The organism is Hymenobacter sp. BT559, assembly GCF_017571525.1.
In the GTDB taxonomy this organism is placed as follows: Bacteria; Bacteroidota; Bacteroidia; order Cytophagales; family Hymenobacteraceae; genus Hymenobacter; species Hymenobacter ginsengisoli.
This window is the reverse complement of sequence record NZ_JAGETY010000001.1, coordinates 60,845-79,541: the sequence shown is the minus strand read 5'-3', so window position 1 is coordinate 79,541 and position 18,697 is coordinate 60,845. Positions and strand designations below refer to the sequence as shown.

Below are 18,697 nucleotides of genomic sequence, written 5' to 3'. Positions count from 1 at the left end.
TCGGCAAATATTCCCTTTCGCTTTTACTTTAAATCACTACCATGAAGATGTCTTGGTTTTCGTTCGCTTTGCGCGCAGTAGTACTGGGCAGCCTGCTGGTTGCCGGCCGGGCGGCGACAGCACAACCCGGCAATGGCGGCACCACCGGGGGCCCCGGCGCCCCGGCAGCCCCTACTGCCGTGCCCCTCGATGGTGGAGCGGGGCTATTGCTCGCCAGCAGCCTTGCCTACGGCCTGCGACGGCTGCGCCGCCCTCGAAGCTAGCTGCTGCCTGGTCGACCTAGCTATGTGCCTGATAGTAGCCGCTTCGTCTCCAGCGGGTAAGATTGCCCCTGCTCGTGCTATGAAAGCACACTGCCAGATGCGCAGCGCAGCGCTTGGCCTTGCCTAGCTTGTTGCGGCGCAATCCATATTGAACAGCTAGGCAAGGGGCGTAACGGGCGGCGCTTGCGTCAAACCCTCGGCTTCGCGTCGGAAAGAGCTCATACCGCCAGACGCAAAAAACCCGGAAAACTGCCTTTACAAGGTAAGAGGCGGTTTTCCGGGTATTAGGAGAGCCGATTATTGGACTCGAACCAACGACCTGCTCATTACGAATGAGCTGCTCTACCAGCTGAGCTAAATCGGCGCTTTCCGCAGTGGCTTGTAGCCATTGGGGCTGCAAATATACGCCGCCCGACCAACGCGGCGCAATGCTTGCAAAAAAATTGCGCAACCCCAGCGCCCCGCTTGCGTCTGAAAGCAGACACGAAAGACGCCCAGATGAAACTACTACCTTCACTGGCTGCCGGCTTTGCCGGGGCCATTGCCCTCACTGCGCTCCACGAAGCGGCGCGCCGCCTGCGCCCCCAGGATGCACCCCGCATGGACGTGCTGGGTGAGCGCGGCCTGCGCAAAATACTGAACCTGGCCGACTTGCCGCAGCCTAGTGAAGGCGAACTCTACACCGCTACTATGCTCGGCGATATACTCAGCAATGGCCTCTACTACACGGTAGTGGGCAGCGGCAAGCACAGCCTGCGGCGCGGCCTATTGCTAGGGGTCACGGCGGGCGTGGGCGGCGTGGTACTGCCTGGCCCGATGGGCCTGGGCGAGGCACCCAGCAACCGCACGCCCCAGACCCAGGCCATGACCGTAGCCTGGTACACGGTAGGCGGCCTGGTGGCCGGCGCTGTGTCGCAGGCCCTGCGCCAGCGCCGTAAGTAATCGTCAATCAGTAGCTTACTAGCCCAGTCGGCTGCCGGCCTGCCCTACGGTAAGGGTCACGTGGCGGCCTACCACCACGGCCTCGTTGGTGGCCTTGTGGCCGATGGGGAAGCCGTAGCCCACCGGAAAGCTGTAGCGCTGGGCATAGTGGTCGATAATCTCGTAGGCCGTTTGGCCGAAGGGCACGGCGTTGTCGCGCATTTGCGAGAAGTGGCCCACCACAAGCCCGGCCAGCCCGGCTAGCTGCCCGCTGCGGTGCAGGTGCAGCAGCATGCGGTCGATGTGGTAGAGGTACTCATCCAGGTCTTCCAGGAAAAGAATGCGCCCCGCAAAGCTGGCCTGCGAGCGCGTACCCGTAATGGTCTGGAGCAAGCTCAGGTTGCCGCCCACCAGCTCACCACTAGCGGTGCCGGGGCGGTTGAGCGGGTGGGCCGGTGCCGCGCAGGCCAGCGGCTCGCCAAACAGTGCGTGGTGCAGGCTCGTCAGGGCGGCTTCGCCGTTTTCCTGGCAAAAGAGCACCGGCATCACGCCATGAATGCTTTGGTAGCCCAGCCGCAGCAGGTGGCTGTGGAGCACGGTGATATCGGAAAAGCCCGCCACCCATTTGGGGCTTTCGGCGAAGGCGCTAAAATCCAGCTCATCGACCAGGCGGGCGGTGCCGTAGCCGCCGCGCGCGCACAAGATGGCCCGGATGCCGGGGTCGTCGAGCTGGCGCTGAAAGTCGCGGCGGCGCAGCGCATCTTCGCCCGCAAACTGGTGGTGCGCGGCGTCGATGCTTTCGCCCAGCGCCACTTCCAGGCCCCAGCCTTGCAGCGTTTGGCGGGCCACCTCGATTTCGGCGGTGCTGATTTTGCGGGCGGGTGCCACAATGGCCACGCGCTGGCCGGCTTGCAAAAAAGGAGGAGCGATAGAGGGCATAAAGCGGTAGGCGGGGGCTAGCGGTGAAAGTTCACAAAGAAACCATAGCCCCGGCACTAACCTTACGCGCCAAAACGCGTTGGCACAAGCAACTCTCACGCAACTGGTTGCGTCACAGCAGCCTGGATTTACCCCTATGAAAGCACTTTTCCGCTTCCTGGCTGTGCTGGGCTTGCTGGCCAGCCCCGGGCTGGCCTCGGCTCAGCTAGCCCCCATCGACACCACGGGCGGGCGCTATTACCAGCCGGTTTTTGCCAATGTGACCGTCACTAGCGGTGTGGCCTACGCCACGGCACCTAGCTACACGGGCGCGGCCCAGGTGCTGACGATGGACATTTACCAGCCCGCCGGCGACACAGTGAAGCGCCGGCCGCTCATCATTTTTGCGCATCAGGGCGGCTTCTTTCTGGGCTCAAAAACCGACCCGTATATGGTGGCCATCTGCACGCGCATGGCTCGGCTCGGCTACGTGGCGGCCAGCATCGATTACCGGCTGGGTTTTTCGGTTACGGGTGTTGCGCAGCCGGCCGACACGGTGGGGGTGGCGCAGGCCGCCATTCGGGGTATGCAGGATATGCGCGCCGCCGTGCGCTTCTTCCGCAACGACGCGGCCAGCACCAAAACCTACCACATATATAGCAACTACATTGTGGCCGGCGGCTCGTCGGCGGGCGCCTTCATCGCCCTCGAAATCGGCTACCTCGACAAGCCCAGCGAAGTGCCCGCCTACGTGGGGCTAGCGGCCCTGGGCGGCATAGAGGGCACCGGCGGCAATGCTGCCTACAGCAGCGCCGTGGCCGCTGTGCTCAACCTGAGCGGCGCCACCGAGAGCCCCAGCATTATTGAGGCCGGCAATGCGCCGCTGTGCAGCGTGCACGGCACGGCCGATGCTACGGTGCCCTACCTGCAGGGCAAAATAGGAGGGGGGCTTTTGCCGCCCAAGTATGTGTATGGCAGCGGCCGCCTCAACCCGCGCGCTACGGCCGTGGGCGTGCGCAACACGCTGCGGCGCCTCAGCAAGGCCGGTCACATTCCCTTCGAAAGCAATGCGCAGTATGCCGACACCACATTCTGGACTATTCGCGACTTTTTGCGGCCCCTGCTGCGGCAGGCCGGCACCCCGCTGGCAGCCCGTGCCGCGCTGGCCACTAGCCCCGTGGGGCTGGCCTACCCCATCCCGGCCCGTGAGGCCGTGCAGCTAGCCCTGCCCGCCAACTGGCGCGAACTGGGCGATGCCCAGCTGCTCGACCTGACCGGCCGCGTGGTGCGCCGGCTCACGCCGCTGGCCCAGCAAGTGCCGCTGCCGCGCAATGGGCTGGCCGCCGGCGTCTACCTGCTCCAGTTTGCTGGCTATGCGCCGGCGCGCGTCGTGTTTGAATAGCGCACGCCGGACCCGTAAACCGGTAGGTTGCGCGTAAGGACGTGTTTAGTAGGGCGATGTGTTAAGGGGTGTTGTTTACCAAATGGAATTCTGTATTTTTTGCCCCTTAGCAGTTAATATGCTGTTAGTGAAGTATTTGAGAAACTAATGTATTCCTGAAAAGAATAGGCTGTGCAAATATTTCATAGAGGAAAAAAAGGAGGAGGATAGGGTGTGATAGCCCTTGATAATCAGTTAATTTATGCAAAACGGCGCTCCTGTACAGGAGCGCCGTTTTGCTTTTTTAGGGTAGATGCTGAGTTCTCACTATAAATGACTGACTAACAAGCAGTAGTTTGCGTCTGGATTTTTCTCATAATTTTCATCAACTAAAGGATTGTACTTGCATGAAAAGACGCATACTACTAACCTGTCTCTTGCTGATATCGGTGTTCCAGCTAGTCCTGGCACAGACGAAAACAGTAACGGGTAAGGTTACGGACCAGAAAACCGGCGAGGGATTGCCGGGCGTGACAGTGCTTGTGAAAGGCACTACTAATGGCACCTCGACCAACGCTGATGGCTCGTTTCAGCTGGCTGTACCAACGGCCGGGGCCACGTTGGTGTTTTCCTCGGTGGGCATGAACACTCAGGAGCAGGCCGTGGGCAGTGCCAGTACGTTCAATGTGGCCTTGACTGCAAATTCACGTGAGCTGAGTGAGGTAGTGGTGACGGCCTTGGGCATTGAGAAAGACAAGCGCACGCTAGGCTACGCTACCCAGGAAATCCAGGGTGGCGCGGTGGCCCAGAAGTCGGAGCCCAACGTACTGAACACGCTGCAAGGCAAGGTGTCGGGCGTAAATATTACGGGGGCTAGCGGCTTGGCTGGCACCTCGACCAACATCAACATCCGGGGCATTACCTCGCTCACCGGCAACAACCAGCCGCTGTTTGTGGTGGATGGCATTCCGGTGAGCAACGACACCGACCGCACCAACGGCGGCGCGGCCGGTACGCTCTACGGCGCTCAAACCTCGAACCGCGCGGCCGACATCGACCCCGAGAACATTGCCAATATCAGCATCCTGAAAGGCCCGGCGGCGGCCGCTCTCTACGGTTCGCGTGCTTCGTCGGGCGCCATTCTGATTACGACCAAATCGGGCGCTAACGTGAACAAAAAGCTCGAAGTGGTGCTGAATACCGGCTTTAACTTCCAGACGGTGATGGGCCTGCCCGATTTTCAGAACGACTACGGCCAGGGCACGGGCGGCGTGATTACGACCGCCAACGGGCTCGGTAACATCTTCACGGGCAGCACCAACTCGTGGGGCCCGCGCTTTGGCACTACGCCCACCCGCGCCAATGGCTTGCTGCTGGCTGATGGCACCAACCTGCCGTACCAGGCCTATCCCAACAACATCCGCGATTTCTTTAAAACGGGGACGCTGTGGACCAATGGCGTGCAGCTGGCCGGCAACAACGGCACCTCCAACTTCTCGCTGAATGTGAACAGCACGACCCAGAAGGGCATCACCGAGTCGTCAAAATTGCAGCGCACCAACATCCAGCTGGGCGGCGGCACTACGTTGCAGAATAAAATCCGCCTGACGGGCTCGGTCAATTTTTCGCAAACCGACCAGCTAGCCCCCCAAACCGGCAACGGTGGCAGTGCCTTTGGCACGCTGTCCTCGGTGCCACGTAGCTTCGATTTGCAGAACCAGACCTACCAGACGGCTACCGGCGCTAACCTCTATTTTCCCGGCCTCGATAACCCGAATTATAACCTGCTGAACAGCAATACAGCCAGCAATGTCACGCGCTTTATCAACGTGGCAAGCGTGGGGTATGATTTCTTTCCGTGGCTGAGCGTGGTGTACCGGGCCGGCCTCGATACCTACGCCGACCGCCGCAAGCAGATTGCGGCCATTAGCTCGGCGCGCAACCCCACAGGCCTTATTTTTCAAGACAATATCCAGTACGCTGAGTTTACAGGTGACCTGCTGATTACGGCCAAAAAGGAAAATATCTTTCTCGACAAGCTGAACGCGACGCTGCTGCTCGGGCAGCAAACCAACCAGCGCAAGCGCAACGAGACGTACGTGTCGGCGGCTACGCTCTCACAGCCGGGCTTCTACAACACCATCAACGCGGCCGTATTCACGGGCAGCGGCGAAACCAACTATACGCGCCGCCTGCTAGGCTACTACGCCGACCTGTCGCTGGCTTACAACAATTACCTCTTTTTGGAAGGCACCGCCCGCGTCGACCAGTCTTCAACGCTGCCCGCCAGCAACCGCACCTTCCTCTACCCCTCAGTGTCGGCCGGCTTCGTGTTCACGGATGCGTTTAATATCGACTCAGACATCTTCTCCTACGGTAAAATCCGGGGTAACATCGCCAAAGTGGGCCGCGACGCTGACCCCTACGTGCTGGAAACCTACTTTGTGCCCGGTGGCCAGGGCAACAACGTAGCCAACGTAACCTTCCCCTTCAACAACGTGGTGGGTTTCCGGCCGAGCACTACTATCGGCGGCGTAAACGTGTTGAATACGCTAAAGCCCGAGTTTACGAAGTCGGCCGAAGTCGGCCTGAACCTGGGCTTCTTCAACAACCGTGTGACGCTGGACGCCACGTACTTCAAGACCGTGAGCTCGAACCAGATTATTCCGGTTACGATAGCGCCGACCACCGGCTACAGCAGCTTTTACACTAATGCCGGCGAGCTCGACAACAAGGGCATTGAGCTGTTGCTCACGGCCTCGCCCGTGCGCAGCGCCGGGGGCTTCACCTGGGATATTTCGGCTAACTACACGCGCATCCGCAACCAAGTGGTGTCGATTTACCCAGGCGTCGTTAGCTCGTCTATTCCCGGTAGCTCGTTTATCGGCTCGGTACCCTCGTTTGTGGTGGGCCAGCCCTACGGTGTTATTCTGGGCCAGAAGAAGGCTACCGCTCCCGATGGCCAGTACCTGATTAACCCCAAAACCGGGCTTTGGGTGACGGAGCTGAGCTCGCAAGTAACGGCTAACCCCAACGTAGATTGGCAGGGCGGCATCACCAACACGTTCGGTTACAAAGGCTTCAACCTGTCGGTGCTCGTCGATGCCATCGTGGGAGGAGATATCCTCTCGTTTACGCAGGCGGCGTATAAGTCGGCTGGTATGCTGCAGCAAACCGGCGTGGCCCGCGACCAGCCGCGCGTTATTCCGGGCGTGATTCAGAACGCCGACGGCACCTACCGCCCTAACAACATCCAGGTTGATGCCCAGAGCTACTGGAGCAACCAGGGCCTGCAGAGCGACCTCAACATCTTCGACGGCACGCACTACACGCTGCGCGAAGTGTCGCTAGGCTACACCCTGCCCAAAGACTTCCTCGCGCGCACGCCCTTCGGTAGTGCCTCCATCTCGGTATCGGGCCGCAACCTGTTTTACTACGCGCCCAACGCCAACTTCTTCCCCGAAGTGAACACCCAGGGTGCCGGCAACATCCGCAGCCTCGACCTGCAAGGCCCGCCCAGCGTGCGCAGCTACGGCGCCTACCTGCGGCTCACTTTCTAATTCAGCCTTTTTCCTGTCATGACTTTATCGCTATCGCACCTTCCTCGTCTGCGCTACGCCGCGCTGGCCCTAGCGGGCTGGGCTGCCGCCGGCTGCTCGCCTAATAAGTTTCTGGATGTCAATGTCAGCCCTAACAACCCGGTAGTGGTGCAGCCGTCGGTGCAGCTGCCGACCATCACCGTAGGCACTGCCTTCGTGGTGGGCAACACCTTGGGCCGCGACGGCGACCTCTTTATTCAGCACTACGCTGGTATTGCCAACCAGCCGTTTACGGAAGACAAATACGCCATCAGCGGCAACTACGACAACGAGTGGCGCGGCGACCTCTACGGCAACAACCTGAACGGCGCCCAAACGCTCATCAACAACAACGCCGCTAACCCCGCCTACACCGGTATTGCCAAGCTGCTGAAAGCCTACAACTTTGCCCTGGTTACCGATATGTGGGGCGATGTGCCCTACTCACAGGCCTTGCAGGGGTTGAATAATATTCACCCCGCCTTCGACCGCCAGCAGGATATCTACGAGGGCGCTACCGGCGTCCAGAGCCTGTTTGACTTGGTGCGCGAGGGGCTGGCCGACCTCGACAAGCCTAGCGTGCTCAAGCCGGCCGGCGACGACTTTGTGTACAAAGGCGACCTCACTAAGTGGAGGAAAGTAGGCAATATGCTGCTGCTCAAGTTTGCCTGTACCGTAAGTCGCAAAGACCCCGCTCTGGCCACCAAAGTGATAAACGAGGTGCTGGCCAAGGGCGCCAATGGTAGCGCGGCTATCGCCGCCAACTCGGAAGATTTCTCCGTGCCTTTCGGCACGGCGGTGGGCAACACCAACCCGTTCTATGCCTATAACATAACGAACCGCCCCAATGACCAGATGGCTAGCACGCGCTTTCTGGACTCGCTGACGGCATACAAAGACCCCCGCCTGCCCAAATTCTTCACGACCACCAACAGCAACCCCACTTCTACCCACAATACCCCGTTTGGTAAATTCACCGGGTTTGAGAACGGCAGTAATGCTACAGCTCCCGCAATAGCCAACCGGTCGGTATACAGCACCTACGTGCTAGGGGCAGTAGGCGAGGCACCAGTGCGCCTGCTCACCAATTTCCAGCGCGCATTCATCCTGTCTGAAATGGCCGTTCGGCTAGGCACTGCGGGCGATGCCAACGCACTTTATCAAGAAGGTATTCGGCGGTCAATGGAATTAACAGGGCTTTCGACCAATGATATCGACACCTACTTCGCGGCCAATCCGACCATCGTCACCCTTAGCGGCTCCGACACGCACAAGCTAAATCAGATTCTGTTCCAGAAATGGATAGCCTGGGTGGGCAATGGCTACGAAGCCTGGAACGACTACCGCCGCACGGGCTCGCCGCATCTGCAGCCGGCGCTGAACGTGTCCTTCACGCCCAACATTCCGCAGCGCCTGCTGTACCCGCCCTCCGAGGTAGCCGCCAACGGCGACGTGATGCCGAAGACGAATGTGACCATTGACAAACCAGTGTGGTGGGCCAGCAACTAGGCCGGCGGATTTTTACTTTCTACTGCTTTCTATCATGAAAAAATCAGCTATTCAGTTCTTGTTTCTCCTGGTCTTAGTTGCCGGCTTTGCGGGCTGCAAAAAGGACTATGGCAACAAGCTAGGCCCCTTGCAAGACAGTGTGGCGGCCATCCCGATTACGGTCACTAATCAAGTATATTTCGAGCGCTTCCCCGTCGTAACGGCCAAAGTGGACACAACTAATGGCCTGGCCAATAGCACCGGGAGCTTTTCTATCACCTTGAGCATTCCGGCCGATAAGGGTAAGATTAAGGAAATTACCAAGGTTGCGACCGGCAACAGCGGCGTGGAGTACCTACAAAGCAACCTCTACCCCAACTATCTGACCACTCCCGTTGCAGGCAACGGCTCCAACACGATTACCTTCAGCTCAGACCTGAACGCGGTGCGCAACTACGTGACGCGCCTCAACGCGGCCTTTCCAACCCTGCCGGCCGGCTCTACCAAAACAGCCGCCTATGCCTTTACCGAAAACCTGGCCCGGCGTAAAGGCACGCTCACGCCCAACAGTAACCCCCAGACGCCCAATCAGCTACGCTTTTTCTTCCTTATTACACTAGAAGACGGCACGCAGCTTATTTCTACTGAGGTAGATGTGCGCCTGATATTCTAAGGAGTAAGTAGAAAAGAGGGTATAAAAATAGCCCTAGCCGTACGGCTAGGGCTATTTTTATGGCTCACTGCTGTAAGCGCTACCGTGCTACTCAGCCAGCGCCGCGGCGTAAAAGGCCTCTAGGGCCTGCGTGATTTTGGCAGTTTCGAGCAAAAAGCCGTCGTGGCCGTAGCTCGAATCCAGTTCGGCATACACCGCGCCTGGAATGCCCTCGGCTAGGGTATGCTGCTCGCTGAGCGGAAACAGCACGTCCGAAGTAATGCCCAGCACCAGCGTGCGCGCCCGAATGCCTGCTAGGGCTGCGGCTACCCCGCCCCGGCCCCGGCCGAGGTTGTGCGAGTCCATGGCCCGCGAGAGCACCACATAGCTATAGGCGTCGAAGCGGGCCACGAGCTTGTTGCCTTGGTAGCGCTGGTAGCTGCTTGCCCGAAAGTCGCGCAGCACGTCGTCACTGGGCTCGGTCTGGGTGTTGGCGTAGGCCTCGTAGCCGCGGTAGCTGAGCAGGGCCACGGCGCGGGCCGCTGCTAGCCCGGCATCGCCGCCGCCGGGCCGGTTTTCGTGGTAGGTAGCATCGGCCTCGATGGCTAGGCGCTGCGCCTCGTTGAAGGCGATGCCCCAGGCCGAATGCCGCGCGCTGGTAGCAATAACTACCAGGTGGCCAATAGCATCAGGCTGGCTGGCGGCCCATTCCAGGGCCTGCTGCCCGCCCAGCGAGCCGCCGATGAGGGTATGAATGTGGGCTAGCCCCAGCTCCTGGCGCAGGGCCTCGTGGGCGGCCGCCAGGTCGCGGATGGTGAGCAGTGGAAAATCCTGGAAGCGCCCGAGCCCGGTGGCCGGGTCGGCATCGAGTGGGCAGGTGCTGCCGTAGCACGAGCCCAGCACGTTGGCGCACACGATAAACCAATCGGCCGGGTCAAAAAAGCAGCCTTCCCCAAACAGCCCGGGCCACCAGTCGAGCACGTCGGCATTGGCCGTGAGGGCGTGGCACACCCACACCACGTTGTCGCGGGTGGCGTTGAGCTGTCCCCAGGTGCGGTAGGCTACCCTAGCGCCGGCCAGTAGCTCGCCGCTTTCAAGTGGCAATGGGTCGGGCAGGGAAAAGAATAACTCGGGCATAACAGGCTAAAAAATAACGAGCGTAGAATAAAGTAAAAGCGGAAGGCAGAACGACTGGCCCGGGCTACCCACGGGCTACAACACAAAATGGTGCCCTGGCCAGCGGCCGGGGCACCATTTGCTAACTACTTGCTATACTTATACCTCCAGCGGCTGCGCATGCTCGCGCTCGGGCTCCGGAATGGTATCGGTAGCTTCGTCGGCGCCTTTGGGGGCGGCGCTGCGTGCCGCCTCCAGGGCCTGCTCCAGGTCAGCTTTGATGTCATCGAAGTGCTCGATGCCGACCGACAGGCGCAGCAGCGTGGGCGTCACGCCCGAAGCCGCCTGCTCCTGCTCGCTGAGCTGCTGGTGGGTGGTAGCCGAGGGTTGAATGATGAGCGTCTTGGCGTCGCCTACGTTGGCCAAGTGGCTGATGAGCTTGAGGTTGTCAATCAGGGCCACAGCAGTTTCCTTGGTGCCGTGCAGCGTGAACGACAGCACGCCGCCGAAGCCGCGCTTCAGGTATTTGGCGGCCGTGGCGTGGTGCGGGCTGCTAGCCAGGCCGGGGTAGTTGACGCTAGCCACCTGCGGGTGCTGCTCCAGCCACTGGGCTATTTTGAGGGCGTTTTCGACGGTGCGCTCTACGCGCAGGCTCAGGGTTTCGAGGCCTTGGAGCAGTAGGAACGAGTTGAAGGGGCTGATGGCCGGGCCGAAGTCGCGCAGGCCCTCTACCCGGGCGCGAATGATGAAGGCAATGTTGCCAAACGGCCCATTCTTGCCAAATACATCGTTGAAAACCAGGCCGTGATAGCCCTCGCTAGGCTCCGTAAACTGGGGGTACTTGCCGTTGCCGAAGTCGTAGGTGCCGCCGTCCACGATTACGCCGCCCACACTGGTGCCGTGGCCGCCAATCCACTTGGTAGCCGACTCGACCACGATGTTGGCGCCGTGCTTGAGGGGCTGAAACAGGAAGCCACCCGCGCCAAACGTATTATCCACTACCAGCGGAATATCGTGCTTTTTGGCTACGGCCGCGATACGCTCGAAATCGGGCACGCTAAAGCTGGGGTTGCCAATAGTTTCGAGGTAGATAGCGCGGGTTTTGTCGTCAATCAGCGCCTCAATGCTGTCGGCACCGTCGCCATCAGCAAAGCGGGCCTCGATGCCCAGGCGCTTGAACGCCACCTTAAACTGGTTGTAGGTGCCGCCGTAGAGGTAGGAGCTCGATACAAGGTTGTCGCCGGGCTGCAAGATGTTGTTCAGGGCAATGAACTGCGCCGCCTGGCCCGAACCCACCGCTAGGGCCGCCACACCGCCTTCGAGCGCCGCAATGCGCTGCTCGAATACGTCGGTGGTGGGGTTCATCAGGCGGGTGTAGATATTGCCGAACTCCTTCAGCGCAAAGAGGTTAGCGCCGTGCTCCGCGTTTTTGAACACGTAGCTGGTGGTCTGGTGAATGGGCACGGCGCGCGAGCCGGTGGTGGGGTCGGGCTGCTGGCCGGCGTGGAGTTGCAGGGTTTCGAAGTGCAGGTTCTGGGTGGCCATGAGGCTGAAAATTTTAAAAATTGTTATTGAAAATCGAGTAAATAGGCTGGTTGCTAGGCCGGTATAGCGGTGGGTAGCTTGGCTAGGGCTGCCAAGATGGCCGTGGGGTCGGGGCGCTGCTTGAAGTTGGCGTCCACCTCAGCCCAGGCAATGATGCCATCGGTACCGATGAGGAAGGTGGCCGTAAGCGGTAGCTCGTCATCGGTCGTGCCGTTGAAAGCAGCCAGGTCGATGCCCACGCTGCGCAGTGCGTCGCCTACCTCGGTGCCTACGCCATAGGCTAGCCCATACTGCCGGGCCACGGTGTTGCCCACGTCGCTGAGTACGGGGAAACTCAGTTCCTTCTCGCTGGCCGTGAGGCTGGTAAGCTCGGGCGTTTGGGGCGATACGGCTACCAGCGTGGCGCCGTAGCGGGCTAGCTCGGGCAGCACTTGCTGGTAGGCGCGCAGCTGCACGTTGCAGTAGGGGCACCAGTTGCCGCGGTAAAACGTGAGCACCACCGGGCCCTCCTGCAGCAGGCCAGTCAGGGTTTGCGGCGCACCGTTGGCGTCGGGCAGCGTGAAATTGGGGGCTAGCTGGCCGGCGGCCAAGGCGTGGCGGGTGAGGCCCGCCGCTGCAACGTGGGCAATACCCGCGTCGATAGTGTGGGCCGCCGGGGCGGGCAATACGGTGGCTAGGTGCTGGGCCGTAGCGGCCAGTTCTTGCTGAAAAGCGGTAGCAGAATCTTGAATGAAAGCGGACATGCGAAGCGAGAAATAGCGACAAGAAAAGTTTGGGTAAACTCCGTGCTGTTGGCTTTTCGCGTTCTCCGGGGTTGCTGCTCAGGTAGCAGCTGGTTTGCAAGCGTTTGCTAAACAGCAGGTTGAGTTTGCTGTGCTTGCATTAGTGTAGTGCAGCAGCGGCTAGGCCGGCTGCACTTGTACTACCCGCAAAAAGGAGAAAATTGAAAAGCGCCAGAAGGCTTAGCCTTGGCAACAACAGCACATTCGCATTCGCAGGCTCGCGGGGGCCGGGCTAGCCGTGGGGGCTAGCAAAAATTTTCCGAAGCCGCGCACAGTGGTGGCGGAGGTGGAAGGGATAGCGAAGAAAACGGAATGTGCCATGGGTACTCGATTTATAGACCCCCGGGCGGCGCGTGGCGGCTACCGGGGTAGGAATTGGCACCTTTCAGCGGGTGAAGGTTGCCAGCGGGTCAAAGAGCCTAATCTCTCGCCGCTTCTGTATAAAACTTACTAAAACTGCCCTGCCTGCTGCGGGGGAGTACCGGATTGGTAAGGGCAAAGATAGCGCCGCGCCTTGAATGCGCAAGAAAACACTACTAAATGCGAAAATATTTTTTGACTAGCCCTCTCACTGCTGGCCACTACACACAAAAAGGCCACCCCAATATTGGAGTGGCTTTTCTCACCTTTTTTCTGCAAAAAGTACCTAGATACTAGGTAGGGTTAACTCCTGACCTACTTCAATGTGGTCGGGGTTAGAGCCGATGATGGCCTTGTTGGCCTCGTATATCTGGTGCCACTTGGCAGCGTCGCCGTAGTGGTTTTTGGCAATCTTGGAGAGCGAGTCGCCACTAACTACCGTGTAGGTAGAGCCGGCGGCAGTAGAGTCAGCAGCTGCATTGTTGTTGTTACCGAAAAAGTCGGTACCACCAGCGGCAGGTTGAGCCGGTGCGGCGGGCTTTTTATCACCCTCGTTATTCAAAAAATCGAGCAAGCCCATGTGATAAGTGCGGTTAAAGTGTGAAAGAAAAGCTGCGCTGTGAAGCGGAGTGCTTTTGAGCCTTTTACGGTGCCGCTTGGCCAGGGTTGCTGCCGATAACTAAAAAAAAATGTGTGCGTAAGCAGGGCCGAAGCTATCGGGCTTTTCTTTCACATTCTTTCTTTTCTCCTCATGAACCTTTCACCAGTTTCTTTCCGGTCCTACTTCGCCTCGCTGCTCAGCGTAGTTGCTTTGCTGTTCATTGTATCGTCGTGCGGCAGCGACAAAGGCAAGGTTGAAGGCGTTAATATGTTATATGGCTCCAGCAGCAAAGTGTGGGTGACCGACAAGCAAACCAACGCTGCGGGCGACAAAGTGAAGCAGGATGCTGCCGCCAAAGACCAGGAAATCAGCTTTGCCTCAAACGGTACCTACTCGGGCACCCAGAGCGGCAAATACGTATTTGACCAAACGGCCAAAACCATCACGATGACGCCCGAGGGCAGCACTACCAGCAACACCTTCAATATTGAAACCCTGACCGACAGCAAGCTGACGCTCGTGAACCCCAACAGCCCCGAGTCGAAGCTGATGCTGAAGGCTAAATAACCCCGCGTTTATAAGAGGGCCTATGCCCGGCTAGAGGCCTCGCTCCGGTATCGGAGCGGGGCCTTTTTGCGTGTGGGCAGGGCTAGCTGAGCCGGCCAGCCAGCGCGGCAGATAGGCCACGCCAAGAGCCAGGTAGAAGTAGTAAGTGACGATGCGGTAGAGCAGCACCAGGAAGCTCGTCATGGATGCCGAGCCCATGAAGCGGCCGAAGAATGTGGGGAACGCGCCCTCCGCAATGCCCGCGCCGCCGGGCGTGATGGCCAGCAGCAGCACCACTTTGTAGGTGATGTTGCGGGCGAAAATGAACAGAAACGTGCCCGTGGTCATGGGCGTGAAAGCGCCGATGAGGCAGCCGATAACGGCGTAGCGGGCCGTCCACACAAAGACGGTGCTGAGGCTGGCGCGCCACCAGTAGGCCGCGCCCGCCCCCCGCAGGTGCGCCGAGGCCAGCACCATCTCCTGCCCCTGCCGGTAGGCTAGCCGCCGAAACCGCCGCAGCCCCCGCACCGAGGTGAGGCGCACCAGCAGCCGCCGCACCGAGCGCGGGTTTACAAACAATGCGTAGATGAGCAGGCCAGCGTAGGCCGATACCGCCAGGTAGCTGACGATGAACAAGATGCGCAGTGTTTGCACGAAGGCCGATTGCAGGCCGTGGGGATAGAGGCCATCGCCGGCCAGCCACACCACCAGGGGCACCATCAGCACGTAGTACAGATTATCGAGAAAGGCCGTGACGATGGTGTAGGCAATGGCCTTGCCCAGCGGAATGCCCTCGCGGGTGAGGATGACCGGGGCCGCCGCCGTGCCGCCCGCCGCCGAGGGCAGCACGCACGAGGCAAATTCCCACACCACAATTACGCCGAAGGCCTGGCGCCAGCTCAACTCTTTCTCCGCAATACTGCGGATGCGGTAGATGTAGCCCAGGTCGCGGGCCCACAGCACAAGCAGCGTGATGAGCAGCCACTGCCACTTGGCGTGCAGCAGCGGGGCCAGGTCGCCGGGCTTGTAGGAGCGCCAGAACAGGAATGCCACCACGCTCAGGCCAATGAGCGCCGGCACCACGATGCGCGAAGGCCGTAGCTGGTGCAGCAGGTCGGCTTCGGGGCGGGCCGGGGCTGGGGGAGGAGAGGCTAGCGGCATAGAACGCGGAAAGGATAGCACAAAAGTAAGCTGCCCCTCCAGCAACCGCCGCCGACCGTGGCTATTGCGTGAAGTGAAACGGGGCCTGCCACGACAAGCGCGGCAGGCCCCGTTTAATTCAACTCCGGCTAGCGACGACCCCCTAGCGGACTAGGGCCGCCCGCCGGGGCTGCCGGCCGGCGTGATGCCGCTGGGCGAGGTAGTGCCCGGCGAGGGCGGGCCCACCGGCGAGGTGGTGCTGCCCGGCTTCACCGCTGGCGAAGTGGCAGGCTTGGTGGCCGAGCTATCGGCGGGCTGCTGGCCAGGAGCCGCTAGGCCGGGGCTAGCCGGCGTGTTGGTGCCGGGCGTGGCGGCCGGGGCCGCCTGGTTGCGCAGCATCTGCAGCGAGTCGGCCGGGATGGCGCGGCGCGTCGAGTCGCTGGCCGGGCGAGCGCCGGCGGGGCGCTGGCCCGCGCCGGGGTAGCCACCGGGGCGCTGTCCGCCCGCACCGGCCGGGCGCTGGCCGCCACCCTGGCCACCGGCGCCGGCGGCACCTGCGCCACCGCCCATGTCGCCCCCGCCACCCATGCCACCACCGGCATCGCCGCCTTCTTTCAGGTCGTCGTTGTTCACGCCCTTGCGGCGGCGGCCGGTGTCGCCGGCCGTCAGCTTGCCGATGCGGTAGCTGAAGTTAATCTTAAAGTTCAGGTTATGAATGACGTTGGTGCTGTTCTGGCTCAGCACTGGGCCGTTGAGGGGCACGCCGTTGTAGCTGTCCACGTAGGGCGTCGATACGTCGGTGCGAATGCGGATGGAGCCGGTGAAGAAGTTCTCAGCGCCAAACCCGATGCTCCCGCGCTTCTCGGCAAAGCTCTTTTGCAGGCTCAGGCTGTAAATGCCGAAGCCGGTCTGGTAGCCTTGCAGCTGCACTTGCTGGCCGCGGTAAAAGCCGAAGGCCTGCAACGAGTAGCTCTTGCCCAGGTCGTAGGAGCCGAACACCCGCGCATTGGTTACAAAGCCCTGGTTGCTGGAGTTGTAGATGGTGGTGGCGTCGTTGTTGCGCAGCACGGCGTAGTACACGTCCACGCTGCCATTCAGCGAGAGCTTGCCGGTATTGGCGCCCGCGAAGAGGCTGCCGCCGTAGGCGTTCTCGGTGCCCGCGTTGCGGAAGGTGCTCAGCAGCGCGCCCTGCACGCGGTTGGGGTTAAGCGAGTCGGGCAGCGGCACGCGCACCGTCTGGATGGCATTGTTCGTGTTGCGCACGAAAGCCGTCAGGTTCAGGTTCACCTTCTGCTTGACGGTGGTGCTGTAGCCTAGCTCGAAGTTGTTGGTTTTTTCGGGCCGCAGCTCGGGGTTACCCGACGAGGCGTTCAGCGGGTTGCTGGCTTGCACGTTGGGGTTCAGGAATTGCAGCGACGGGCGCTGAATGCGCAGGTTGTACGAGAACTTCAGCACGTTGCCGTTTTCCAGCTTGCGCGAGAGGTTGATGCTCGGCGCCACAATACCGTAGTTCGGAATGTTGGGCTGGGTAACAATGCCCGCACCGTTGGTAAAATCGGCCGAGATGGAGGTGTACTCAAAGCGCACGCCCGGCTTCACGGTGAAGCCCTTGGGCAGCCCGATGGTATAAGTGGCGTAGCCGGCGGCCACGTTCTGGCGGTAGCGAAACGAGTTATTGAGCGAGGGCGAGCCGGCCGGCGGTGCCAGCGCGGCGTCGTAGAAGTAGCTGTAGTCGCTGTTCACGCGGCGCACAATGTCTTTGGCGCCCAGCTCCAGCAGCTGGTTTTTCACGGTTGGCGTCTGGTAGTCAATCTGGCCCGTGTATTCCTCATTGTAGCTGTCGTTGTTGTTGCCCAGCTGGCCGAGGTAGCGGCTCTTCGACAAGTCGCTAGGGTCGTAGTTGTTGTTGGTAAAGTTGTTGGTCTGGTTGTTCCGGCTGAACAGGGTCAGCACACTCAGCTCGCGCTGCTCTACCTGGTAGGTGTGGGTATAGTTGAGGCTGGCGTCGATGGTATTCGAGTTGTTGGTCGAGTGCACATCGCGCAAGGAGCTGGGCGTCAGGGTCCCGCCGTTGGTGGCGATGCGGCTCAGCAGGCCATCCTGGTAGTTGTCCGAGTTGCGGATGCCGTAGGCCAGCGAGCCGGCCAGCGAGTTATGCTTGTCGAAGTCGTAGGTCAGGCCCAGCGTGTAGCGCCCGAAGGCGTCGTTGCGGCGGGTGTTCGCATTTTGCGCGGTGGTAGTGCGGTTGCCGGTGGCCAGGTTGGTGCTGGTCTGCGAGTTCTCGAAGCTGCCCGGCTGGTTGTAGCTAGCCCGCCCAAAGCCGCCGAGGCTCACCCCAAACTTGTTGTTGCGGTAGTTGCCATTCAGGCCCAGGTTGCTGGCCCGCAGGCCCGCGCTGGTATTGATGCCCAGCGAGCCGCCCTTCAGATTATTGGTTTTGGTAACGATGTTGATAATGCCACCCGAGCCCTCGGCATCGTATTTGGCCGAAGGGGAAGTGATTACCTCTACCGTCTGAATCTGGTCGGCCGGAATCTGCTTCAGCGCGTCGGCCACGCTGCTGGCCGCAATGGTGCTGGGCTTGTTATTAATAAGTACCCGGATGTTTTGGCTGCCGCGCAGGCTCACGTTGCCGTCGAGGTCCACGCTCAGCAGCGGCACGCGCTTGAGCACGTCGGTAGCATCGCCGCCGGCCGTAGTCTTGTCCACGTCGGCGTTGTAGATGGTGCGGTCCACACGCTCCTCGATGAGAGGCTTCTTGCCGGTTACCACTACCTCGCCCAGCTTCTGAGCTTCGCCGCGCAGGGCCACGCTGCCCAGCGCCACGTTGGCTCCGGCTGCCACGGCCACATCGTTCTTCACCTGCGTGGTGTAGCCAATAAAGCTGATTTCGACGCGGTAAGAGCCGGCCGGTACGGGCAGCACAAACTTGCCGTCGTCGCCGGCCACGCCGCCATTCACGGGGCTGTTGGTGGTTGGGTTAATTATGTTGACAGTAGCGTATGATACTGGCTTGCCGGTAGTCGCATCGGTCACGGTGCCGCTGATGCGGCCGGTAGCGCGAGGCGCTGTAGAGGCTGCCGGCCGCTGGCCGGCCTGGCTGTGGGCTAGTAGCGGACTGGCGGCCAGGGCTCCGACCAGGACCAGGCTGGCCGGAAAAGTAGACTTGCTCATAAAATTCATAACGGCCAAAGTGCGCAAATGGCCCGCAATAGTTGCACTGCTAGGCTATATTTCCGGCAAATGGTCGGCCGAAACCCCGCTTCTGCCGACTAAGCCCCCTACAGTGCCGATTGCGCTAATCCGCTTCGGCTCGTATTTTGCCGGCTTGGCCCACAACCGCCTGGCCCGCGTTGTCGTACCTTTGAGGTCGGCCGGCCAACTCTTTAGCCCGCCCGGTGGTTGC

The 18,697-nt window shown here is 60.7% G+C and carries 14 protein-coding genes, 1 tRNA gene and 1 riboswitch; of the genes, 7 read left to right on the top strand and 8 right to left on the bottom strand.

Going from position 1 to position 18,697, the window contains the following annotated elements:
• Positions 1 to 47 precede the first annotated feature (47 nt).
• Entirely contained in the window at positions 48 to 263 is a 216-nt protein-coding gene (locus J4D99_RS00330; protein WP_208129706.1) for a PID-CTERM protein-sorting domain-containing protein, read from the top strand.
• A gap of 291 nt (positions 264 to 554) precedes the next feature.
• Here J4D99_RS00330 and J4D99_RS00325 read toward each other — a convergent pair.
• Positions 555 to 627 (bottom strand) — tRNA-Thr (locus J4D99_RS00325).
• A gap of 134 nt (positions 628 to 761) precedes the next feature.
• Between J4D99_RS00325 and J4D99_RS00320 the strand changes: the two genes are divergently transcribed.
• On the top strand, positions 762 to 1,205 hold the full coding sequence (locus J4D99_RS00320) for a hypothetical protein (protein ID WP_208129705.1): 444 nt from the start codon (positions 762 to 764) through the stop codon (positions 1,203 to 1,205).
• Positions 1,206 to 1,223: 18 nt separating this feature from the next.
• Here the strand turns inward: J4D99_RS00320 and J4D99_RS00315 are convergent, their stop codons facing one another.
• The gene (locus J4D99_RS00315) at positions 1,224 to 2,123 is read right to left on the bottom strand and encodes a S66 peptidase family protein (RefSeq protein WP_208129704.1); all 900 of its coding nucleotides are present in this window, start codon (positions 2,121 to 2,123) and stop codon (positions 1,224 to 1,226) included.
• Positions 2,124 to 2,259: 136 nt separating this feature from the next.
• On the opposite strand from J4D99_RS00315, the gene J4D99_RS00310 reads away from it, so the two are divergent.
• From J4D99_RS00310 to J4D99_RS00295, 4 genes are all read left to right on the top strand, one after another.
• Entirely contained in the window at positions 2,260 to 3,504 is a 1,245-nt protein-coding gene (locus tag J4D99_RS00310; RefSeq protein WP_208129703.1) for an alpha/beta hydrolase, read from the top strand.
• Between the two features lie 428 nt (positions 3,505 to 3,932).
• Positions 3,933 to 7,043, top strand: a complete 3,111-nt coding sequence (locus tag J4D99_RS00305) for a SusC/RagA family TonB-linked outer membrane protein (RefSeq protein WP_309509602.1) — start codon at positions 3,933 to 3,935, stop codon at positions 7,041 to 7,043.
• An 18-nt stretch (positions 7,044 to 7,061) separates the two neighbouring features.
• Positions 7,062 to 8,570, top strand: a complete 1,509-nt coding sequence (locus tag J4D99_RS00300; RefSeq protein ID WP_208129701.1) for a SusD/RagB family nutrient-binding outer membrane lipoprotein — start codon at positions 7,062 to 7,064, stop codon at positions 8,568 to 8,570.
• A gap of 34 nt (positions 8,571 to 8,604) precedes the next feature.
• Positions 8,605 to 9,222, top strand: coding sequence for a hypothetical protein (locus tag J4D99_RS00295; RefSeq protein WP_208129700.1), 618 nt, complete (start codon positions 8,605 to 8,607; stop codon positions 9,220 to 9,222).
• 87 nt (positions 9,223 to 9,309) lie between these two features.
• Here J4D99_RS00295 and J4D99_RS00290 read toward each other — a convergent pair whose 3' ends face one another.
• The 4 genes from J4D99_RS00290 to J4D99_RS00275 form a co-directional block, all read right to left on the bottom strand.
• Positions 9,310 to 10,338, bottom strand: coding sequence for a homoserine O-acetyltransferase family protein (locus J4D99_RS00290; protein ID WP_208129699.1), 1,029 nt, complete (start codon positions 10,336 to 10,338; stop codon positions 9,310 to 9,312).
• A gap of 138 nt (positions 10,339 to 10,476) precedes the next feature.
• Positions 10,477 to 11,862, bottom strand: a complete 1,386-nt coding sequence (locus tag J4D99_RS00285; protein WP_208129698.1) for an O-acetylhomoserine aminocarboxypropyltransferase/cysteine synthase family protein — start codon at positions 11,860 to 11,862, stop codon at positions 10,477 to 10,479.
• 53 nt (positions 11,863 to 11,915) lie between these two features.
• Positions 11,916 to 12,605: a peroxiredoxin-like family protein gene (locus J4D99_RS00280; RefSeq protein WP_208129697.1), complete on the bottom strand. Its 690-nt coding sequence runs from the start codon at positions 12,603 to 12,605 to the stop codon at positions 11,916 to 11,918.
• Positions 12,606 to 12,973: 368 nt separating this feature from the next.
• A riboswitch (SAM riboswitch) is annotated at positions 12,974 to 13,091 on the bottom strand.
• Positions 13,092 to 13,290: 199 nt separating this feature from the next.
• Positions 13,291 to 13,584 (bottom strand): LysM peptidoglycan-binding domain-containing protein, encoded by a 294-nt coding sequence (locus J4D99_RS00275; protein WP_208129696.1) that lies wholly within the window; start codon positions 13,582 to 13,584, stop codon positions 13,291 to 13,293.
• Positions 13,585 to 13,755: 171 nt separating this feature from the next.
• Here J4D99_RS00275 and J4D99_RS00270 point away from each other — a divergent pair, with 171 nt between their 5' ends.
• Positions 13,756 to 14,172 carry a hypothetical protein gene (locus J4D99_RS00270; RefSeq protein WP_208129695.1) on the top strand — a complete coding sequence of 139 codons (417 nt, stop codon included), beginning with the start codon at positions 13,756 to 13,758 and terminating at the stop codon, positions 14,170 to 14,172.
• 30 nt (positions 14,173 to 14,202) lie between these two features.
• Here the strand turns inward: J4D99_RS00270 and J4D99_RS00265 are convergent, their stop codons facing one another.
• Both J4D99_RS00265 and J4D99_RS00260 read right to left on the bottom strand, forming a co-directional pair.
• On the bottom strand, positions 14,203 to 15,312 hold the full coding sequence (locus tag J4D99_RS00265; protein WP_208129694.1) for a lysylphosphatidylglycerol synthase transmembrane domain-containing protein: 1,110 nt from the start codon (positions 15,310 to 15,312) through the stop codon (positions 14,203 to 14,205).
• A gap of 150 nt (positions 15,313 to 15,462) precedes the next feature.
• Positions 15,463 to 18,465 (bottom strand): TonB-dependent receptor, encoded by a 3,003-nt coding sequence (locus J4D99_RS00260; RefSeq protein WP_208129693.1) that lies wholly within the window; start codon positions 18,463 to 18,465, stop codon positions 15,463 to 15,465.
• Between the last annotated feature and the right edge of the window lie 232 nt (positions 18,466 to 18,697).